The sequence below is a fragment of the Legionella tunisiensis genome (assembly GCF_000308315.1).
Taxonomy (GTDB): Bacteria; Pseudomonadota; Gammaproteobacteria; order Legionellales; family Legionellaceae; genus Tatlockia; species Tatlockia tunisiensis.
In genome coordinates this window covers 22398-42229 of record NZ_CALJ01000325.1, presented here as the reverse complement: position 1 = coordinate 42229, position 19832 = coordinate 22398, and the positions used below count along the sequence as shown (strand labels likewise).

The following is a 19832-nucleotide window of genomic DNA, read 5'->3' as shown; positions in this document are numbered from 1 at the left end:
CCCATCCATGAGACTATTGTTTAGATAACTACTTGTAAATTTTTTGCATGATTATTTGAATATGATTTTTCAATTAAGTAGAGATACTTATCCAAGTTCATAAAAATTCATTCCCTTATAAATTAAAATCAAAAAAATGACGAATCACACAGTAACATATTCTTATCGATCGTGAGCAGTCAAAATTATTAAAGGTGAATACCGATTATTAAGTAAACGTGAACAAAATTTTTTAACCGGCAAAGATAATTGTCGTTGACCGGCAAAAGTAATTGACGTCAAATAGAATTAATGTTCACTGAAAATCCTACTGGGAGTATCGTGAAACAACTGCATAACTTATCCTCATTGCGGTTGTTGAAAAGATTCTATACGGTTAGCAAGGGCAATTACCTCGGCACGCAATTGCTGACTGTATGTTGTATTGGCACATTCCAACTCGCGGCTGAAAACAGGATCATACCATTCGACTTTATAGACAAAACCTGTTTTCTCGTTACCCCTGACGAGAATGACGGTTGGTTTGTCATGCACATCATAGGTTACCAGTTCTTTGATAAGCTCCACACCCGTTCGAGCCAGTTTTCTATTGTGCTCTGTGAATGCACAGGAGCCGATACCGTTTTTTACAAAAAACTGGACAGCACCGTCCCAGCCATCGGCCTCATCGCCATTTTTTACCTCTTTATAAGCACCATAAGGAGCCACTCCAATGTTGACGTTCATCTCTTCTTTCGGCACACCTGCAAAAGTATACGCTAACTTTAACTCTTCACTGCTTGCTCGCAGGTGAGTACTTTTAAAGGAAAAAACATGTTTATACTTTTTCTTATGGTATAAAGAGGTTTTCTCCATCTCTAACAATTCTTTGGCGCGGGGTTCACTGCTCTTCACAAAACCATTCTTTTGTTGCTCCCTGTTCATTGCCAGATAATCCCTTATCTCCTTTGCTGCATCGTCATTGCTTTGGTTGATTCGTGAGTTATTCTTAAACAGGAACTGATTGGCAGAAACAATCCTTATTTCAGTGGAGTCAGGGACAGATAATCCTGCCTTTGCAAGTAACTCTTTATTAAGCCTGTCAATGTCCTCTCTTGATAATACAGCCTGAGACTCTGCCACTGCATGAGCAGCAAACAGAATAAGCAATGCGGTTGGTAACAATTTTCTCATCTTTATCCTTATCGATTTAAAACAGATCATACTTCGGTTATTAAATCCCTCTATACTAAAAGCCTGAAACTGTTGAATTAGTGATCCCACCACCCATTGTAAATACTGCAATCGCCAACAGTCGTTGTATCAAAGGGGACTTTCCCATGACCATAGCTTTTCAAATAATGGTACCCAGTCACTACCCATCGATGATCACCCAAAGGTGCCTCACCCCAATGAACAGCAGCCTGTCTCCAGGTATAGGCATACCCCGTATCCATCAGGTGGCCGCCGCCGTAAATATTTGTATGCGTGCTGACAACACGCCAATCATAAGGATGGCCAAGCCACCACGTTATGGATTCGTTATTAGAGCAATTGGCGCGGCTATGTACCGTCGTAGACACTAAACCGGCAGTGACTTCTGATGAGCTAATCAGAAGCAAAAAATGGGTAAAATTTTTCTTATCATAAAGGTTCAATTTTCTTTGAAGAGTTAACGACAATAAAGTGATACAGCAAATAAAAACCAATGCCAAAAAAATACACCCCTGCCGCTAAAAGTCCTAAATAGGGATCCATCAGACCACCTAAAAAATCAAGCCCGCAAAACCGGACTGGACTACGACCGCCCAAAAAAGCGCCTTAATTCTGGTGATTACCTTCTGAGAGAGTAACGTTGATTTCTTTGGATTCTCAGTGCCCCTGATTTGCATTTTCATAGCCCATGATGTCCATTAAAATTATTATTGTCGTCTTGATTAAGCAGTAGAATCTTACTGAAAACGTCAATAGAATTCTATCGTTATAGATTTCTTTTAGAAAATATCTCAATAGAACTTACAGCCAGTGCTGTTTCGATTGCCTGCAGGAATGCTTGTTTCCAGACTGACGCACCAGATAACTAGGTTAAATCCGGATCGCAATCCTGCTCCTTCGCGCTAAACAGCCTTTCTGGCATTCGACTGACAGGATTACTCCCTGAAACATCGATGGATTGTTCAACCAGTTTTTCTTTCAGGAAATCAGTGCGGCTTTTTTCCTGAGGAAAGGATTTCGCGTAATCCAGCAATAATTTAGCGGCCTGAATATCCTTATCCTGTCGTTTAGACTCCTCGGTGTTAATGTAATTATCATACAGTTTTTTAGCACTGTCGTAGAATTGACTGCGCACAAACTGATGGCGCTTTAGACGTGAATCGGCACTTAAATCATTCGATGAAAAAGACGATTCAATCTCCGTTTTTACCCGCGCTACAAAGCGTTTGTCTACCTCCGGTAAATGCTGCCTTTTTTGGCGCATCTGTACCAGTTCTGATTTACTTGATTTACCAGAAAGTCCTCGTTCAAATCGACGGCTTGAGGCGAGCATAATGCCATTATCTCGGCATGTTTCGGCAAAGCGCTTTCTCATGGCATGCAGGTATTTTTTTCTGGGGTCAAGCTTTTTTCCCTGAATGGAGCGCATGCACACCACAGCATGGATATGCGGGTGCTCGGTATCATCATGTTCCACAAACAAATAGTCGTGTTCTCCTTCATATTCTTCGCTTAAAAACTCACGGGTAACCGTCTTAAATTGCCCTCGTTCTGTGCCTGGTGGCGCACTGAATACGTAATGAACCGTATCACGGGAATTACTGCGACTGTCAAAGCAGGACGCCTGCCATGAGGCGAGTAATTCCATTGATTCTTCACGGGTTAAAAGAAGCGTTTTATCCTGCGTTTCCAGCGGCAAATCAAACGCCCTGCTGATGTATTCCAGATGGCTAAACACCTTCTCAAATCCTTTGCCATAACTGGTGATTTTAATAACCGCCTGCTGGAAGCCTGAGGCAATTCGAATCTGTTCTGATATGGATAAACGCTGATAGGATAAAGCCTCCCTGTTTCGATTATAGTATTTAAAATCCGCATGAATTCCTGCTGATTTTTTCCTTATTCTTTCTTTGTTTTTCGTTCCTTTTCCTCCTCAGTAAGTGAAGGGGATACAAAACGCCTTGTCTGCCATGAATCATCAAGAAAATCACGCTCGTCATTGTTACTGTTCCCCATGATTTACCACCTCCTGATAGCGGTTGATGGTTTGCGAAACATAACCTTTTAACTGCTCATTGACTTCACGGACAAGAGAAGATAATCGCCTAATATAGTCAGGGGATAACTGCGAAACCTGCTTGTTATCGCTGTTAATTCTTGCGGTAATCTGATTAAGATTTCTGGCCATGCCTGTTAACTGTTTTATCGCTTCACGAAAGGCTGTGATTTCCTTATCTGTTAAATCAGGTCCCATACCAATATAATCGCGTAAAAGTTTACGCATTAAGCGGCTTTTATTGGGTGTTCCAAATAACGCAGTGCTTGCTGAATCAGCGCTATTCCATTCCTCTTCGGTTAAGCGGATTCGCATGGATTTTGTTTTAACCATTTTTTATTCCATTTCTTCTTATTTTTTATTCCGCAGGCCGTCAGGTTGAGGAGGATGGGTGATTTTCAACCAGCGGGGAAGTGGTCATTTTTTATAAAATGTCCCACGCTTCCCCTATCCCGCCAACCTTAACTAACCCCTTCGATTGTGCTACAATCATACCATCTGAGGACTGGTCTTAACAGGCTGATTCTTTTCTAAAATTTTTTCTTGATACAGGGAGGGTTTTTTATGAATTCCAGCGAACATTCCGAGTTTGAACGAATCTATGGAACCTCCCTTATTCCTCGTCAGGGAACAGGCTCTTATCCTGTCGAATCCTCTCCTTTTGGGACGAACTACAAAGCACCTTCTCTGCTTGATAAAGCCTTCTTTCATGTTAAGGAAAAACTGGCCATTGATTCGGTTGTTAAAGAACTTTCCTTTGCCTTTGTAGCCCTTGCAACCTACGTTTTTATGCAGAATACAGGGCGTATTGTCTCCCTTAAAGGCTTTGGTTCGCTCATTGGCATAGTGCTCCTTTGTGCGCTCGCCTATAACCTCTTTAAAGCCTCGTTTAAATCACTTGCCCCAGGTGTTGTTTGTTTGGTTGGCGGATTGGTTTTATTAGCCACGAATCTTCATCAGCAGTTTTTTACCTTTCTGACTAAAGATTCCATCGAATATATCATCGGGGCGGGGGCTTTTTTATTGCGATGGCGTTGTTTGAATCAAACAACTATCGGGGGTAAACAGGGTGTTTTATGCAGAGAATGTCAGGTTGGTTATCCGTGCTGGATTAACTTCTGTTAAGTCCAGTGCTTAGTCCTTGTAAATTCAATTAAATTTTCTTTAAAGCTACTTGGATTGGTGATTTAAATCGGTTCGCATTGCACCTGTCTTTTTATCATGGAGTCGATTATGCCTTTAATTAACAATAAATGTTCACAGAGAAAAGAAAAATTAAAGTTGAGATAAATACCGAAACACTGGCGCAAATCAATGCCTACTGTCAGTGGGCTTCTATCGATGATATCGGCTTTTTTATTGAAGAAGCAGCACATTTTATCTTTGCAAAAGACAAAGACTTTAAATCCCATCAGAAGGCAATGAAAAAGCAGGCCAGAAAAAATGAGACAATTGACGGTTAACGCGATTCATTAACAGGTTTTTTCATGAAAAATCCGTCATTCATGCGACTCATGACCAAGTAAAGTGCTTGGGTATTTGCTGGCCGAAACCCCTACTGGTAATTGCCAATGCCTGCATCAAGCAGGCAACTGGCAAAGTACACAATAAAAATAGCAAATAAATACCTCTTACATTCAAATTAATTCCCAATCCCCGAAGTACCCATCCTTGGTTTTAATTAAATCCTCATAAACGTGCATTTCTAAACCATCCGCAACTTCATCCCATCCCGTCAAATCTTTAGCTATCTTTAAGGCACTATCATTAACAAAGTAGACTCGCGGCACTCCATAAGTCCATATAATCCCATCAACGCCGTTAAGTGTTGCTCCCTCGAAACCCCAATCATCCATTTCTTGCTCTGGGGTATTGCGCCCGTGATATAATCTTAATTTCATCATGTGCCCTCTATTTTCTATTGTTAGCCCATTACTTGCTCTAGGAGTGAAGCAAAGGGATGTCCCTTTGCTTATCAATTCCCAATTACCTCTTTATTTCCATCATTTTTTCAGTCAACGTCCACAAGGCACGATTTAGTTTCACATTTTGATCAATGGCTTTTACTTCCCTCGTTTTTGTTCGAGTGGTATAACCGTATTTATTTAAACGCTGACCGCGAATCCCGCCTTTAATTAAATTTTCTTGCAGAACATTAAACACCGTAAACAGATCATTATCTTTTTGATCCACATATCGTCTTGGCTGCAATAAACTTTTAGGTGCAACAATCATCCCCGCTTCATCATCAGAGAACTTTAGTGAATGGGCAGCTTCGGCAAAAAGCATTTTTTCATCCTCATTTAAATGAATTGAAGCCATCTCGTCTGAGACATCAAGCATTGTGTTCGCGGTTTCAATCACTTTATAAGTGCCTTCAATAACATTGCCAATCACATCGCCTTGATGTTTAATTCTAATTTCGTCATACGATTGCCCCGCAATCATTCCATTACTGCATACGACCCGAAAAAGACCCGCCATTAAGCGATAAGAAGACAAGCCATCATGAGAATTGATAAGGACAAGTTCAGGATAAAGCCCCTGATTATTCTGCGTAGCATCATGGCGTTGAAAACGGAGCATGTGTTTTGCAAATGCTTTTGATTCTTGCCTCAAACTTTTGGTCTGAGTTGCCCAGGTTGGAAAAAACCTTCCGATATTAATTTTTCAATGATTTGCTCTGTAGAGATGGATGAGTACTTAGTGCTTGTTTTATGGGAACTGTCTTGTGTAAATATAGAGGGGGCTAATTTAAATAGTTTTCTTTTGATAAAATCGGTAACATGATGTGTTCTCCTATGTTTTTACTATTGTTCTCAAGGAACAAATACAGTATCGCAAAAAAGAGTACTTTTGTCAACTAATTTGATAAAATCATTTTATAAATTTAGTTTATAATAAACATTGATGTTTTTTGCCGTCCTTGTTATACTGTTCTTGTCTTAGTGACACATAGTAAAAACATAGGAGAACACAATGACTATTCCAGAAATTATCCAGCAGCAATTGCTGCACACCAATAAAGCCATCGTTTGGTCTTGGGGCGTGTCTAAATGGTATAAACTATCCGACAATGCGCTTGCACTAAGAGTTCATGCGCGATACTTAGATGGGTTTGTCTGCATCGAGCTGGATGAGGCGCACGACTTATACGACATTTCTTTTTACCTGAATAAAGACTTTTCAGACATGCTGGTGTGGCCAGTAATACCCTATAAACCGATGAAAGGCGTGTATTGTGATCAACTAGTCGAATTCATTGATAATAGAATAGAAAAAATACCCGATTATAAATATTGATTAGCACCCTACTCCCATTATAGGGAGTAGGCTATCAACAGGAGTAGACCCATGAAAAAATTATCGTTTGCCGTTAAGGCAAACATGAATAAGCCACCTAGAGTTCATGTGCAATCAGCCGATAAAAAACAACCTATGGCTCATTTCAAGCAAATAACTGCGATGAATTTAATGGCTGGGATAAATTAAGCCAGGAAGAAACCATTGAATTAAACCACTACATGAACAATCTCAAAGCGATTGAGCATTATTTCTCAACAAAAGCGCTGTCCGAACAAAAGGATTTTAGAATCCGATTGCCCAGTAGTTTCATGGAGGTTCTTAATCAATTAAGCACGCTATGCTTTGAAGAACACCTCGATTTGAATGTTTATGATGCCATGATACGTGCGGCTATTGGACAGCTTAAAATTAAAACAGCAAGCCTTCCTGATGACAAAAAACAGCAAGCACTGACAATCCTTAATCAAATCGGACTGTCCGAAAATATAAAAACGGATGTCTCCTTGAAAATACAGGCAGTATTCTCTGAGCTATTATCCATTCACAATAAATCTGAAAAGCTTCACCAAAAAGCGATAGCACTTTTTAATAAAGATAAAAGCATTGCGCCAAAAACCATAGAAGAAATTTCAAAGGGCGAGTTATCAACTGCTCGGTGGTTAGTGGCCTGTGCTATAGAACTTTTACTGGAAGAAAAACCAGATATTGTGCAAAAAATATTGTCTGATGACGACATTTTGTTTTTATGGGCTAATCCTTTGCTAAAAAACCATCGGACAATACAGGAGTTACTCGATACATTACAATCATTGAATAATTCAGAAGTATTAACCAGCAAATTACGCGCCATGAATAATTTTGGTTAATTTACTTCAAAACAGCGCACCGGCTATTAGCAAGGAGCCTAGTTTGAATAACGTGATATGACATATATAGAGAGCGCATTTTAATTCATTTAATTATTGGAAATAGGTATTTAATCATGAAAATTAAAACATTTATTAGAAAACTAATTTATATATTTTATAATTTTGAAAATAAGTATTCATCACCATAATGTCTAAAGAAAAGTTCTGACAAACGTTCAATAGGATTTTTTCGGTGGCAAAAAAATATGGCCAAAAAATTGGTTTTAAAATTAGATATCGTTTCAAATCTGGTCTTATGGACAGCAGATTAATGTTTTGATAGTTGACTAGCTGTCTTATATTAAGAAGACTCTTGATACAAAGGCCAAGTGTAATTAATCCACCAGCTAAATAACCAACGATTAAAAGAGTTGCTAAGCTTACATCCATTCTTGATTACCCCCACTACTGCAAAATAAAGATAAAGCCATTAATCGCACTCCGGATGAATTATTCCCTTGGTTAGGATTGAACGAAATCATCAGTTTTATCAGCAAGCCTATAACTAGTGCTCCGACCTCCTCCATGATTCTGGATAAAAATACTTCGTCCTCTCAAATCCTGAATATCCCTTAAAGCGGTATCATTCGAGCACTTGGCAAGCTTCGCATATTTGGATGTATTCATAAATCCTTTAAAGTCATCTTCCAGCATTCGATTGATGATAAGACGCTGACGTTCATTAACAGGCTTCTGATTGATCTTATCCCAAAGCTGTGCTTTAAACAGCACTTTTCCAAGCGTATCTTCTGCACTTGAAATGGCACGACCAAGGCAATCAAGGAACCAGGTTAGCCATCTAGTTATTTCTGGTGAGCTTCTTTGTTGTTTTTCCAAGTGGGAGTAATAATCTTTCCGCTCAGCCTCGATCTGTGTGGATAAGCTATAAAAACGATCCGGTACGCCGTCAGCGCGTGCAAGCGCCATATCGCCAATCGCCCTGGCGATACGCCCGTTTCCATCTTCAAAGGGGTGAATAGTTACAAACCAAAGATGAGCAATTCCCGCCTTGAGCACAGGATCAATAGAATTATTATTGTCAAACCATGTAAGGAATGCTTCCATTTCCTTTTCCAGCCTGTCTGCACTCGGCGCTTCAAAGTGCACTTTCTCACGACCTATAGAACCCGAAACAACCTGCATTGGTCCTGCGCCCATCCCTCGCCAATGACCAACTGTAATAAAGTGCATTCCACTACGCCCAGTTGGAAATAATGCGGAATGCCAATCAAACAATCGTTCTTTTGTGAGTGGCTTTGAAAATTGTTGTGTTGCATCCAGCATCATTTCAACAATGCCTTCTACCACTCGACTGGACGATATCAAACCAGGGCGCTCTATCCCTAAACGACGAGCAATAGATGATCGAACTTCATCTTGATTAAGTTTCTCACCCTCAATAGCTGACGATTTCACCACATCATTAGTCAATGTATTAAGACTGGCTTCTTGTTTTAAGGTAAATCCAAGGCCTTTCATTCGACCGAGCAAATGGCCTTGTCGATGCCTTATCTCAGCTAGCTTGAAAACCAGCGCTTCAGCATTCCATGTGAAATTTGGCCAGTTCCGATATTCATGTATCCACATAGTAATCACCGCAATTTTTAATGTGATTATAAAGTTTATTCACCGCACTCTCAAGATAATTCGCCGCTTAATTAGCGGTAAATAATTAACTACGCACCTGCTTGCATATTAACTTCAAAACCTTTAACGATTTTGATCAAACTCTTAGTTATGATTCTATAAATAACTCACCATGATTTTTAAAAAGTATTTTATGAAAGCCATTTAGTATCACAGGGGTTCACCCTTGTGATAATTTTACCATCTTTCTAAAAAACCTTATTTTTTCTATCAATAGGATTTGAATTTTATTTGTGGTAACTTAATATCACTATATTTAGATTCTAATGATGGTAAAATAAAATGGCTCTTGTTGGTTATGCCCGTGTATCCACGATTGACCAAAATTTGGATATTCAGCTCGATGCTTTGAAAAACGCAGGATGCAAAAAAATCTTTTCCGAGAAAAAAAGTGGTACCTCAAAAAAAGACCGTACTGCATTGGATGAATGTATGGATTACATTCGCGAAGGTGATACTTTAGTGGTTACTCGAATTGACCGCCTTACCCGCAGCATTCTTGATTTACAAAATCTCCTTCACTATTTAAAAGAAAAAGAGATTCATTTAAAAGCACTCGAACAACCCGTCGATACCTCCAACGCATCAGGTAAATTTTTTTGGATATGCTCGGTGTCTTTGCTGAGTTTGAAACCAATCTTCGTCGTGAACGGCAACTGGAAGGTATCCAACGGGCAAAGCAGGAAGGCAAGTACAAAGGACGAAAGCCTACAGCTCGTTCCAAATCTTCTGAGGTGATGGAATTAATCAATCAGGGATTCACTCGAACTGCCATTGCAAAAAAGCTCAACATGGGAATTGCCAGCGTCTACCGCATTATTAAAACCCACCGCCAAAATAATCCCGACCAAACCATCCTTGGCAGCCAAGCCACTAAAAAATAGCGGTCGTTGAAATCTGGTTACGGGTAGAAAACAACAATAAGTTTGTACGGGGAAAGAACGAATCCAGACGACAAATAGAAAATGACTGCTTCTCACCCTTTGATATGGTTAAAAAAGACAAGGATGGCTGGGAGTACATTTTAAAAATCCCTTACACGAATGAAAAAGAGCTGGATGAAACCATTTATGATTTAATGCATGAAGCAGAATCCATCGCCGATTCCCGAAATGGGTTTACTGAGATGAGTGCCATTGAAACTATAACGGGTAAATCCTGGTAATGGCTCCCTGGTTTATCGCCCAACCCTGGCTTCATTGTCTTAATTTTAAATTAACAGAATCTTATCACGCTATCCGTTTTGAAAAGGCAACACGCTATTACGTCATTCGTCTGGAAAAGGATTTATTAGGTGACTGGACACTTTGCGTCACCAATGGGCGCATCAAATCTAAACTGGGACAAAGCCGACTTATTGCTTTTGAATGCTTTTCTGATGCTTATGAGCACTTTTGTCTCATGGCAAAAGAACGAAACCAACGTGATTACCATCTGGTATCCTATCACACCGAGGACGTTCTATTTCAGACAATTCTGCTTTGGGAATGTTCTATAGAAATTCCGGTAGTAATGCAAAAAAGAAAGACCAGAACAGGGCAAAAGAAAGCTGTCTTGCCTCAAAAACCAACGCCAGCAAATCACTTTCAATTACAGAATAGTCAACAAATGTCACTAAATTGGAGCTAGTCTTTTTGCTTATGCTATGATAAATCGAAAGTTTACTAATGAGGATATTTAGCAATGGCAATAATTAATGGTAATCGCAGCACTAAGAAAGAAAAATTAAAGCTGAAATTAGCAGCGAAACCCTTCAAACCATTCAACAGTACTGTGCTTGGGCGAATATTGATGAAATCGGCTTTTTCATCGAGGAGGCTGCTCACTTTATCTTTGCAAAAGATAAAGAATGGAAGCAATACCAAAAAGCGCTAAGGAAATCGACACAAAACGCTTAAATTGGAGGCGCTAACAAAGGCGCCTTTACTATAGTTTATAAATTTTTACAAACGACATGCCTCCATTCCTGTAACAAACTATTTATTTGAGATCTGGGTTAGAAAAAATATTTTTAACAATGTAATAGGTAATAAATAATCTTATCTATCCCAATCTATTAGACCCCCGGCCTGGATCCTGGTAAAAAAGGGTCACGGCCGGGGGTCGTTATGGGTATGGGAAGTATTTATCCCTTAGAGACTATCTCCGCAAACGTGGATTGGATGAAAAGAAATAGAATTGGGTGACCCTGATAAAATTTATGAATTTTGCAACAAAAATAATGTCTTTATTTACATGAGGTTATAGAAAAATTGATGAGCAATGAAAAAATCGATTTATTGGCTTTAGCCTAGACTGGTAAAGGGTTGTAGCGGGTCAGTGGGAAATTTCGTACCTTCCTGCAAGGAACCCCTTATTGCTGGCTCATTTGCAAAATAATTCAAGCACAGCCAAATCTGTTTTCAAGTCCTAACAAATATCGATTAGGATCTTTAGTTCCTACTCGCCCCATTCTGGGAACTAAGCAGCATTAATTGATAAAATTAAAAGCGAAATAACCAAATGGAGAAATGGAAAATGGAGGACAAATATGTTGCTGTAGAATTAGGCATGTCATTCAACTAATCCAAGCTTTTATTGCGCTAAAAAACATGTTATTTTTCAGTGCAATAAAGAAAAAGGAATTTCTATGCGATTAATTTTAGCAATTTTTTCCCTTTCATAGTATTTTTCACAATTAGAAAACCCATTCAAGGATTGGTTTGTTTATTACTACAAGTAACCATGATTGGCTGGATACCGGCAGCGTTATGGGCGGTGTATGCGCTCTCCCAGTACAAGACGGATAAAAAATTAAGGACTTCCAACTTTCAAATGAAACGAAATTCTAGTGGTTAGCGCTAATGCACTCAAAATAATCTGTTATAACGGCAGCTTCGCTGCCCCCAGAAACTTATGAGTTACGTGCCGAAGAGGTATAGTAGGTTCGCGAGTTCCAAAAGGACTTTGTGTAATAAAGAATACAGGCAGGCAAAGTTTAATCGGCAACGCTAATAAAGAGGTAGTCTTATGCCGCCATTGCCTGCGAGTCGCCTTATAGTAAGAGGCGCTATTTAATCAACAGACTAGCCAACGCTTAACCACCCTGCTTTTATTTTACTGCAGCGTTCAACTTTATTTTAATCCGTTGATTGACAGGTCGATTGTCGGTGCTAAGATGGCGCGCATTACAGAAATTTAAGTTTATCTGCCAGGTAAACCATTTATTACAAAAGCAGCCAGGAACAGGGACGTTGAGGGCAAAATAATTTATTTGCTAAGACGGAGTTTGTTCATGCTCGACTTAATCAATAGTCATTGGTTAGCCAATTCCACTCGAACTAAAAGCCCATTTTTAAGGCATCCGTCTGTTATTTATTTCATTTTCACTAACAAAAGGAACAGAGATGCCATTAGTATTTGTAGCGGGACTAGCGGTTGGGGCGAAAGCATTTGGCCTGGGAAGTGCGGCCTACGGAGGTTATCAGGCGACTTCGTATGTTTATAACGGAGTACGTGACTGGATAGACCCAAGTCGTGTAGAGAAACGTAAGAATGATTTATTGATTAATTTAACGAAAGAAAAACAGGAACAGGAGTCAAAGCGGATGCAGCATTTAGATGAAGTAATCACAGGGATTCAGCAGCGAAAAGACGAACTGGATACTGACGTGGTTCAGCAACAGACTGAGATTCAACGCCTTGTTCAGGGCGTCGGTGATGACAGTACAGAGCTTCAAAGGCAGGTTGAAGAAATAACACCGCTCTCGGAAGAGCTTGAAAAAACTGCTCGTGCGCAACAGGAACTCATTACCCGTTTGCAGCACGAATTGAATGAAAAAATGGTCGCCTTGGATGAGGCACAGCGACAATTACTTTTGTCAAATACGCGCCTTGAGGAAACATCAAAGGAATTAGTGGAGACAAAAGTCCGTGTAAGTTCTTCTGAAATCAAACAACAGAAGACCTCTCAAGAAATAGAAGCAATGAAAGAACAAATAGCACTTCTGGTTTCGCAAAATCATCAAAAAACCTTGCAATTGAGTCTCTTGAGCTAAAAATTAAACAACAATCTCAATCTTTTACTACTGAGTTAACCGAATACAACCTTAAAATTGATGAATTAACAAAGGAAGTAGCGTCTGGAAACCAATTAATAGAAACCCTCACCGAGCAACTGGAAGCGGCGCAGGAAAACAAACGCGGCCGTTCCCCCTCACCCTCATTTTTTAAATAAGGAAATTCGCCATGTATAGTAAAGCGCAAGAAGTGAGTATTCCCCTGGTAGAGGAAGTTGTAATTTCTGATGGTACACAATCTGAATTAGACCTGATAAAGAAAAAACGAAGAGTCAGTTGGAGTTATTAAAGAAACAGACTGAGCGTTTAAAACTATTTGACGCGAATATTGATATTGATTTTGCGATAAAGTGGTATGAGATAAAGAGCAGTCAGTTTTCAAAGCTGGCGTATTTTTATGGGCAGAAAGGCTGGTTTGATCGCCAGGTCTTGCATGGTGAAGTAGTCGCTGGCGCCATTGTTTTGGGATTGGCTGTTCATGCCTTAGCCTTTTTCGCGGTCGTTGGCGCTTATTATAAGTTGAGTGAAATACTATCAGACCATTATCAGGTAGAAGAAGCCAATAAGGAATCGATAAGAAAAAGCCTTAATGGTCTTAGGGATGAGTTAAAGCAATCGATAGAAACGTTTAATGAAATGGAACGAAAGCTTGATGAGGCCTTTACTGCGCTGGAAGAGCAAACCGTCAATTTATCCACAACGATAGCACAATTAGGCATTGAAGCGGGTAAGCTGCATAGTCAGGTCATTCGACTTGAGGGGATGTTAAAACAACTTCAGGAACAGCAACAAAAGATGCTGGCAACAACAGGTAACCTGAGCGATGCCGGTGAGCAACTTAACCAGGAGATAGAATCACTTTCTGGAATTCTTATAGAAAAGAAAGCGGCGATGGATTTGGTTTCACAGGCAATTGTTTCTGTTGTACAAAACTCTTTAATAGTAGAAAAAGAAGCTTCGGAGAGCGAGCAAATTGTTACCGAATTATCTACAGTGCTTAAAAAACAAGTTGTGTTATCGACAAGTCAGGTGGGAAAATTTGATTCGTTGGATAGTGAAGTTGAAGCCAGCCTGTTTGAGACCCCACGCTCGGCTTTAAAAGAAAGCATTAGTAAAGCCGACAACATTTTACATGACAGTCGATCTATTAAAGAACGTGCTCTTCGAGCAATTGCTTTAAAACAAAAGGCCAGCCCTAAACAAGAAGAATCTCAAGAAGAGCGACCTTTGACCTTTATTCCTGATTAGATATCCTCACTAAATCACAATGTTATCCACTGAATCTGTGGATAACATTGATTTTAATTACCACATTGTTTAATATTTATCCACCTGCCTTTGATTTCCGAGCTTGTTGCTTTCAAAATAGAAAATGAGCGAAGCGAATTCCTTATGTGTTATCTTAGCAAAAGCGAAGTGTCAAAGAGATAAATCTCTGCCTCGTCATTCGTCGCTTAGTCGCGGTTATAGTGATTAACGGAGTGACGGCGGTTTGCAAGGGGGAAAGCGTAGCGAACCTTGCAAATTGCTGTCACGTAGTTATTTTTCATAGCGACTAAGGGATGAGTGATGAGGTGATGTTATTGTATGGCGCATTGCGTTATCAAAAGGGAGATTGACCGAAGGTCAATTCCTTTTAGAGAAGGTTATCAACAGATACCTTCTGGATATAATAAATAGGACTATTAGTAAGAGAAGACACTTAAGTCCTATTTATAGAGACACTTAAGTCATACTATGATTTCTGTTATCCACAACGACAAGAAACCGACCCTGAAAAAAATCATACGGAAGTCATTTAGTTGACGATTAGGTTTGTTTTTGCACTACAAAATGAATTGCTTAAGTGCGTTGGCTGTTCCACTGCTCCCTATAGGCGACAAGGAACGCTTCGTTACGAGGAATGACAATCATTGAACAAAAAGGCACGCTTAGGTTTCTTCGAAAGGCGCCTCGCCTGCGGCTATCAGGGAATGGAGACGTTTCCTCTCCTGTTCGCGCTGCTCACGCTGTTTGCGCTCTTCCTCTTTAAGATGGGTTAGTAAACTGCCAAGGTGGGCTTTGGCGTTCTTTTTATCGCCGACAATGGCTGCCAATTCAATGACCGGCGCTTTAACGGCCTCCCTTTCAAGCTGCTTCTTCTTTTTGTCAAGACGCTTTCTCGCCAGGCAGCGCTGCGCTGCAAGCGCCTGCAGCTTAATCCCGCAGGCTTTAAAAAAGAAGGCGTTAAACTTTTAACCGCCGCAAGACCAATGTAACGCTTCTCTTCCTCAATACCCCCCTCCTTCGTATCAAAACGCTCTATCAGCTTTAAATACCCTCCGCGCTTTAATACGGCGATGGCTCGCTGCGCACGCTTAAGCCCAATACCGGCTTTTTTGGCAATAAAAGCTATCGTTAATGAACGAAAGCCCTCTGTGGCATGCGGGACACCAACGCGAAGGCTCGCCAACTCCGTATAGTGAAGAAGAACCTGCGCCACACTTGCTACTGCCTCACGCGCTTCGCTGCGCTGGCGACGCTTGGATGGACGGGTTAAACGTAATTCAGGAAAAAAGAAGACGGTTTGGTATAAAATCGTCGCAACGACTCCATTGCCCACGTCAAAATCTTAGGTCTTGGTTTATGAGATTCGGGCTCTTTGAAAAAACGGGGAAGGTCAGGACAGTGACCACACCAGTTGCCCGTGCGATTAAGACCTGAACGTCGTTCCACATAGCTTTTAATCGGCGCAGAAACACCCACGCCCTCCAACAGCATACTTTCTTGCATGCGCAAGCATTCCTTAGCTTTTTTGCCAAAAGTTGACACAGCCACGCTATAGGATTTAATATGATATTGGATTATATATGCGCCTTATAGCGTGTATCGCTTAGATAAGCCCGTACGTCAATACGGGCTTTTTCTTTAAATTCAATTCACTTTTCATACCCTCAAATCAATTACACCCAGACTCTAACATAACAAATTTTGAAAAAAACCATCACATTAGTGTTTTTAAATGACATCAAAACGACATCTAATTAATGTTGTATTGACATCAAAACAACATTAAATAAACGTCATTTAAACATTGCTCTGATATTACATTAACGTTACAAATCATCTTCTAGATCTTTTAACATTTTTCTATTATTAGCTTGAATTGCCATTAAACAAAGAGCATTTAAGCTCAGACCTGTTTGCTGAGATACAAATTTTAATTGCTGCATATCCTTTTTAGGAATCCTAAAACTAAATGTCGTAATGTCTTTTTTACTGAGACATCTCGCCATGTTTTGATCTCACTTGTAGCTGAACCTCTAATTACTTCTTCTTTCAAAGTAAAGGTTGCGGGTCGATCTGCTTTGGATAGAAAATCCTTGGCCAAATCTTCTTTACCTTCTACTTGTCTATCACCAATCTCTGGCTTTTTTTAAATTTCATCCAAATATCTCCTCATAAAGAGAATTTATTTCTAAGGATGCTTTCTGATCATTTGGGGTTATTTCGCTAACCGAACGTCCTTCTGCTGCTGCCTTATGAAAGGCAATACGATCTCTTACGATAGTAGAATATAAATCCATATTACCAAATTCTTTTATATACTCTTTGGCTTCCTCGTGCTCCTTTACAGCAGGATTTGTATTAGCCGCATTTAGTAAAAGTCCAACCTGAAGAAATTCATTAATGATTCTGACCTCAGCTAAAATTTTGCTAAACCTAGACAATGTCCAAAGATCAAACTGAGTCGACCTCATTGGAATTATGGCCTTATCTGCCGCTAACAATGCTGCTCTAAACTCGATACTATCTCTTCCCCCACAATCAACAATAATATTGTTGAATTTATTTTTTAGTTCATTAATTTCCTGCCTTACAGTCTCTCCAAATTTTAAGATACAAGGGATCCGAGGTCGAATCTCCTCTTCTTCCCTGACAAAACACCAAGAGCTAGAGCTTTCTTGTCTGTCAGTATCTATCAATAATACTTCTTTCCCTCTCAAAGCAAGCTCTGCCGCAATATTTGTAGCCAAGGTTGTTTTTCCTGTTCCGCCCTTCTCTCCACCAAATACAATAATCATAAATATCTCCTTCACAATAAATTGTGATATCAATATAACGTCATTTCAATGTCAAATCAATTAACTTTTTAAACAACCCCAACAATGAAAAGCCGCCTGACGAATAACATCTAAACGACGTTAAAATAACATCAATATAATTACATTATGATATCGAAATAACGTCATTACAACATTGAATTAATATCGATCGCGAGTGTTGTGAATCGGTATCTTAATTTCCCCTCCTAATCGCAGGTAAAAAGGAGGGGGGTTCTAACTCCAAGTACAACATCATTTAGATGTCGTATTGATATCTAAATGATGTTATTTTAGGATGGACTAAGAGTGCCGAAAAACATAACCTAAAAGCGATCTACTAAATTGGTACTATAATGTTATACTTGAGGTATAACACTACTAGGGGAATCACATGAACAATGCAACAATAATTAATAATCTTTCATTGCTGTCACCCTTTAATCAAATCGAAGTTGAAAGCCTCACCAAGAAATTAATGGAAAATTGTGGCCTAACAAAAAATAACGAAATAGATCACTGCGTTATTAGAAATAAAATACAAGGTAATCCTTCATTTGCAGATGCTCAAGCTGATATTGAATTTTATCAAAATGGCAAATAATTTTGAAAAATTTAGTAATTACCGGATGTGGAATAAAAGCACTTTCTCAGATTAATAGAGAAAACCAAGTAGCAATAGAGCAGGCAGATATTGTTTTTATTTAGTAAATGAGCCGGTTACGGAACAATGGATAAAATCAAAATCGAAGCGATGTCAATCACTATGCGATCTATACCATTCAACGGATGAAAGGGCTAACGCATACATAAAAATATCCGATCATGTACTTGAATCGTTCAAAATTTTTAATAACGTCTGTGTTGTTGTATATGGTCATCCGCTTTTATTATCAAATTCAATTGATCACTTAATATCGCAAGCATGTACAGCACATATAAGCCTAACGATTACACCAGCAATATCATCCTTTGATTGCTTGCTTGCTGATTTAAAAATAGACCCTTTCTGGGGATGTATATCTATCGAAGCAAATGCTCTTATCAAAGAAGACAAACACATCGATAATACCTATCACCTAATAATATGGCAAATCGGTATAATAAATGACAATAAATCATCAGAAAAAATGACTCTAATTCATTAGGCTTGTTAGCAAATAAGCTCCTAAAAACACACGAAAAAATCATGAATGCATTATTTATGAAGCATCAATATATCCTCATATTCCACCTAAAATCATTAGAACTGTAATAGGCCAACTTGACTCACAAAATGCGTCTAGAATTTCAACCTTGTATATTCCACCTAAATAAAATTAAATAATAATGAGCATTAATATCAAATCAAACAAAGAAAAAATTTATAGTAAAAGCATAATTTTACTCTTGGTAATTTGTGGTATTCAGTCTGTTTGCAGTGGCATTTCATTTCATATCAGCCTATTTCTCAAAGAAAGTATTGGGTTGAACGGAATGCAAATAGGAATACTAATATCTATTATATCAATAGGTAATATCATTGGTGGATATTTAGGCGGCTACATTGCAGATAAACACAACCCATTAATTTTTTAAAATATGGTTTGATGATACAAGGCTTTTCTTTGCTGCTTCTAATCTATACATCTAATTTTTATGCCATGTCATTATTAATGCTGTTAATGGGGTTGGGTAGCTATTTATATATCACATCATCCCATTATATTTTAAACTCAACGTTTAATAGCAGCAGCAGTGATAGAGTTAATATTATTTCAGCGCAAGCAATTATCACAAATGTAGGGATGCTTTTATCCGCAATATTAATGGGATATTGTGCGGATGGCTATTATTTATCGATATTTATTGCCATCGCCGTATTAATGCTCATTGTGTCACTAGCTGCGAGCCGAATAAACCTTAATATCCATGAAATCTCTGAGAGCAGCAAAAATAACAATAGCAAAGTTGAAAAATTTTTATATTGTACTTTAGGACTTCTATCAATAGGAGCTATTGGTATGATGTATTCTTTTCATCGTGTTGGTTATCCAATTTTTCTATCAAATATTTTTGGTAACATTAGCACGGGCTATTTGATGGCAGTAAACCCACTAATTATAATTTTTCTCCAAAAATATGTGGCAGATAAATTTTCAAAGACGAATGAACTCCTGACAATATGCACTGGTCTTTTCTTGTTCAGTCTATCTTTTTTAATATTGAATTTATCATCTACTATATATCAAATTCTTTTATCTTGCTGCATTTTAACAATCGGAGAAATACTCTCCACTACATATGCACAATCTATAGTTTTCGGATACTCGCCCATTAAAATGCGAGGCAGGATATTAGGAGTATATAAAGCAACCTATTCCGTTACAAAATTAATAGGATCATACCTCGCTGGTTCCATCCTATATTATTCTGAATATCATATGTTATGGTTGCTAAGCGGGGTTATAGGATTTATTATTTTTTTATAGTTCTTTCATTTTATTTCAAAGATAGAAATCAAGTTTTTTCAAGTTTGTGAGAAACGCGAATACATCCCCTGAAAAATTTGGAATCATCGGCGAAATTATTGCTTAAATAA

25 protein-coding genes and 1 pseudogene are annotated in these 19832 nt (G+C 38.8%); 16 read left to right on the top strand and 10 right to left on the bottom strand.

Features of this window, described 5'->3' with window-relative positions:
• Positions 1 to 345: 345 nt before the first annotated feature.
• From BN58_RS20075 to mobC, 5 genes are all read right to left on the bottom strand, one after another.
• Positions 346 to 1173: a hypothetical protein gene (locus BN58_RS20075; RefSeq protein ID WP_019218377.1), complete on the bottom strand. Its 828-nt coding sequence runs from the start codon at positions 1171 to 1173 to the stop codon at positions 346 to 348.
• Positions 1174 to 1250: 77 nt separating this feature from the next.
• Positions 1251 to 1637 (bottom strand): hypothetical protein, encoded by a 387-nt coding sequence (locus BN58_RS20070; RefSeq protein ID WP_019218376.1) that lies wholly within the window; start codon positions 1635 to 1637, stop codon positions 1251 to 1253.
• Positions 1624 to 1791 carry a hypothetical protein gene (locus BN58_RS32100; RefSeq protein WP_019218375.1) on the bottom strand — a complete coding sequence of 56 codons (168 nt, stop codon included), beginning with the start codon at positions 1789 to 1791 and terminating at the stop codon, positions 1624 to 1626. The genes BN58_RS20070 and BN58_RS32100 overlap by 14 nt, the downstream gene beginning before the upstream one ends.
• A gap of 268 nt (positions 1792 to 2059) precedes the next feature.
• Complete coding sequence (locus BN58_RS20060; RefSeq protein WP_156812663.1) at positions 2060 to 2893, bottom strand: relaxase/mobilization nuclease domain-containing protein; 834 nt, start codon at positions 2891 to 2893, stop codon at positions 2060 to 2062.
• Between the two features lie 303 nt (positions 2894 to 3196).
• Positions 3197 to 3583 carry a plasmid mobilization relaxosome protein MobC gene (mobC, locus tag BN58_RS20050; protein ID WP_019218372.1) on the bottom strand — a complete coding sequence of 129 codons (387 nt, stop codon included), beginning with the start codon at positions 3581 to 3583 and terminating at the stop codon, positions 3197 to 3199.
• Positions 3584 to 3814: 231 nt separating this feature from the next.
• On the opposite strand from mobC, the gene BN58_RS20045 reads away from it, so the two are divergent.
• Entirely contained in the window at positions 3815 to 4375 is a 561-nt protein-coding gene (locus BN58_RS20045; protein ID WP_019218371.1) for a hypothetical protein, read from the top strand.
• 128 nt (positions 4376 to 4503) lie between these two features.
• On the top strand, positions 4504 to 4713 hold the full coding sequence (locus BN58_RS20040; RefSeq protein WP_019218370.1) for a hypothetical protein: 210 nt from the start codon (positions 4504 to 4506) through the stop codon (positions 4711 to 4713).
• Positions 4714 to 4887: 174 nt separating this feature from the next.
• Here the strand turns inward: BN58_RS20040 and BN58_RS20035 are convergent, their stop codons facing one another.
• Entirely contained in the window at positions 4888 to 5154 is a 267-nt protein-coding gene (locus BN58_RS20035; RefSeq protein ID WP_019218369.1) for a hypothetical protein, read from the bottom strand.
• 82 nt (positions 5155 to 5236) lie between these two features.
• Positions 5237 to 5869 carry a DUF932 domain-containing protein gene (locus BN58_RS27650; RefSeq protein WP_019218368.1) on the bottom strand — a complete coding sequence of 211 codons (633 nt, stop codon included), beginning with the start codon at positions 5867 to 5869 and terminating at the stop codon, positions 5237 to 5239.
• Between the two features lie 360 nt (positions 5870 to 6229).
• Here BN58_RS27650 and BN58_RS20025 point away from each other — a divergent pair, with 360 nt between their 5' ends.
• The 3 genes from BN58_RS20025 to BN58_RS27645 are packed head-to-tail and all read left to right on the top strand — an operon-like array spanning position 6230 to position 7422.
• Positions 6230 to 6553 (top strand): hypothetical protein, encoded by a 324-nt coding sequence (locus BN58_RS20025; RefSeq protein ID WP_019218367.1) that lies wholly within the window; start codon positions 6230 to 6232, stop codon positions 6551 to 6553.
• A 51-nt stretch (positions 6554 to 6604) separates the two neighbouring features.
• Entirely contained in the window at positions 6605 to 6742 is a 138-nt protein-coding gene (locus BN58_RS35560; protein WP_019218366.1) for a hypothetical protein, read from the top strand.
• 32 nt (positions 6743 to 6774) lie between these two features.
• A complete protein-coding gene (locus tag BN58_RS27645; RefSeq protein ID WP_019218365.1) occupies positions 6775 to 7422 on the top strand; it encodes a hypothetical protein in 648 nt (215 codons plus the stop codon).
• Positions 7423 to 7926: 504 nt separating this feature from the next.
• Here the strand turns inward: BN58_RS27645 and BN58_RS20010 are convergent.
• The gene (locus BN58_RS20010) at positions 7927 to 9051 is read right to left on the bottom strand and encodes a Fic family protein (RefSeq protein ID WP_019218363.1); all 1125 of its coding nucleotides are present in this window, start codon (positions 9049 to 9051) and stop codon (positions 7927 to 7929) included.
• A gap of 342 nt (positions 9052 to 9393) precedes the next feature.
• On the opposite strand from BN58_RS20010, the pseudogene BN58_RS37320 reads away from it, so the two are divergent.
• The 7 genes and pseudogenes from BN58_RS37320 to BN58_RS19975 all read left to right on the top strand — a co-directional run.
• A pseudogene (locus BN58_RS37320) lies at positions 9394 to 9746 on the top strand (recombinase family protein); the annotation flags it as partial.
• 102 nt (positions 9747 to 9848) lie between these two features.
• A complete protein-coding gene (locus BN58_RS35550) occupies positions 9849 to 9995 on the top strand; it encodes a helix-turn-helix domain-containing protein (protein WP_019218362.1) in 147 nt (48 codons plus the stop codon).
• A gap of 104 nt (positions 9996 to 10099) precedes the next feature.
• A complete protein-coding gene (locus BN58_RS35545; RefSeq protein ID WP_019218361.1) occupies positions 10100 to 10276 on the top strand; it encodes a hypothetical protein in 177 nt (58 codons plus the stop codon).
• Positions 10276 to 10740, top strand: coding sequence for a WGR domain-containing protein (locus BN58_RS19995; protein ID WP_019218360.1), 465 nt, complete (start codon positions 10276 to 10278; stop codon positions 10738 to 10740). Before BN58_RS35545 ends, BN58_RS19995 begins: the two co-directional genes overlap by 1 nt.
• 1005 nt (positions 10741 to 11745) lie before the next feature.
• Complete coding sequence (locus BN58_RS37315) at positions 11746 to 11949, top strand: YqaE/Pmp3 family membrane protein (protein WP_456297463.1); 204 nt, start codon at positions 11746 to 11748, stop codon at positions 11947 to 11949.
• Between the two features lie 548 nt (positions 11950 to 12497).
• A complete protein-coding gene (locus tag BN58_RS19985; protein ID WP_019218358.1) occupies positions 12498 to 13148 on the top strand; it encodes a hypothetical protein in 651 nt (216 codons plus the stop codon).
• A 297-nt stretch (positions 13149 to 13445) separates the two neighbouring features.
• On the top strand, positions 13446 to 14417 hold the full coding sequence (locus BN58_RS19975; protein WP_019218356.1) for a hypothetical protein: 972 nt from the start codon (positions 13446 to 13448) through the stop codon (positions 14415 to 14417).
• 790 nt (positions 14418 to 15207) lie between these two features.
• On the opposite strand, the gene BN58_RS19965 is transcribed toward BN58_RS19975, so the two are convergent.
• Positions 15208 to 15771, bottom strand: coding sequence for a hypothetical protein (locus BN58_RS19965; protein ID WP_026069636.1), 564 nt, complete (start codon positions 15769 to 15771; stop codon positions 15208 to 15210).
• An 820-nt stretch (positions 15772 to 16591) separates the two neighbouring features.
• A complete protein-coding gene (locus tag BN58_RS19955; protein ID WP_019218353.1) occupies positions 16592 to 17233 on the bottom strand; it encodes an AAA family ATPase in 642 nt (213 codons plus the stop codon).
• A gap of 412 nt (positions 17234 to 17645) precedes the next feature.
• Between BN58_RS19955 and BN58_RS19950 the strand changes: the two genes are divergently transcribed.
• The 4 genes from BN58_RS19950 to BN58_RS19940 all read left to right on the top strand — a co-directional run bounded on the left by BN58_RS19950 (position 17646) and on the right by BN58_RS19940 (position 19722).
• Positions 17646 to 17855, top strand: a complete 210-nt coding sequence (locus BN58_RS19950) for a hypothetical protein (RefSeq protein ID WP_019218352.1) — start codon at positions 17646 to 17648, stop codon at positions 17853 to 17855.
• A gap of 130 nt (positions 17856 to 17985) precedes the next feature.
• Positions 17986 to 18399: an SAM-dependent methyltransferase gene (locus BN58_RS38170; protein WP_083852289.1), complete on the top strand. Its 414-nt coding sequence runs from the start codon at positions 17986 to 17988 to the stop codon at positions 18397 to 18399.
• A 181-nt stretch (positions 18400 to 18580) separates the two neighbouring features.
• A complete protein-coding gene (locus BN58_RS38165; protein ID WP_156812662.1) occupies positions 18581 to 18829 on the top strand; it encodes an MFS transporter in 249 nt (82 codons plus the stop codon).
• 11 nt (positions 18830 to 18840) lie between these two features.
• Complete coding sequence (locus BN58_RS19940) at positions 18841 to 19722, top strand: MFS transporter (protein ID WP_232220883.1); 882 nt, start codon at positions 18841 to 18843, stop codon at positions 19720 to 19722.
• Positions 19723 to 19832: the final 110 nt, after the last annotated feature.

Coding starts and splice junctions, on each gene's coding strand:
- BN58_RS20075 (WP_019218377.1), bottom strand. CDS start 1,173: ATGAGAAAATTGTTACCAACCGCATTGCTTATTCTGTTTGCTGCTCAT.
- mobC (WP_019218372.1), bottom strand. CDS start 3,583: ATGGTTAAAACAAAATCCATGCGAATCCGCTTAACCGAAGAGGAATGG.
- BN58_RS20045 (WP_019218371.1), top strand. CDS start 3,815: ATGAATTCCAGCGAACATTCCGAGTTTGAACGAATCTATGGAACCTCC.
- BN58_RS20040 (WP_019218370.1), top strand. CDS start 4,504: ATGTTCACAGAGAAAAGAAAAATTAAAGTTGAGATAAATACCGAAACA.
- BN58_RS20035 (WP_019218369.1), bottom strand. CDS start 5,154: ATGATGAAATTAAGATTATATCACGGGCGCAATACCCCAGAGCAAGAA.
- BN58_RS20025 (WP_019218367.1), top strand. CDS start 6,230: ATGACTATTCCAGAAATTATCCAGCAGCAATTGCTGCACACCAATAAA.
- BN58_RS35560 (WP_019218366.1), top strand. CDS start 6,605: ATGAAAAAATTATCGTTTGCCGTTAAGGCAAACATGAATAAGCCACCT.
- BN58_RS27645 (WP_019218365.1), top strand. CDS start 6,775: ATGAACAATCTCAAAGCGATTGAGCATTATTTCTCAACAAAAGCGCTG.
- BN58_RS20010 (WP_019218363.1), bottom strand. CDS start 9,051: ATGTGGATACATGAATATCGGAACTGGCCAAATTTCACATGGAATGCT.
- BN58_RS35550 (WP_019218362.1), top strand. CDS start 9,849: ATGGAATTAATCAATCAGGGATTCACTCGAACTGCCATTGCAAAAAAG.
- BN58_RS35545 (WP_019218361.1), top strand. CDS start 10,100: ATGGTTAAAAAAGACAAGGATGGCTGGGAGTACATTTTAAAAATCCCT.
- BN58_RS19995 (WP_019218360.1), top strand. CDS start 10,276: ATGGCTCCCTGGTTTATCGCCCAACCCTGGCTTCATTGTCTTAATTTT.
- BN58_RS19985 (WP_019218358.1), top strand. CDS start 12,498: ATGCCATTAGTATTTGTAGCGGGACTAGCGGTTGGGGCGAAAGCATTT.
- BN58_RS19955 (WP_019218353.1), bottom strand. CDS start 17,233: ATGATTATTGTATTTGGTGGAGAGAAGGGCGGAACAGGAAAAACAACC.
- BN58_RS19950 (WP_019218352.1), top strand. CDS start 17,646: ATGAACAATGCAACAATAATTAATAATCTTTCATTGCTGTCACCCTTT.
- BN58_RS38165 (WP_156812662.1), top strand. CDS start 18,581: ATGAGCATTAATATCAAATCAAACAAAGAAAAAATTTATAGTAAAAGC.
- BN58_RS19940 (WP_232220883.1), top strand. CDS start 18,841: ATGATACAAGGCTTTTCTTTGCTGCTTCTAATCTATACATCTAATTTT.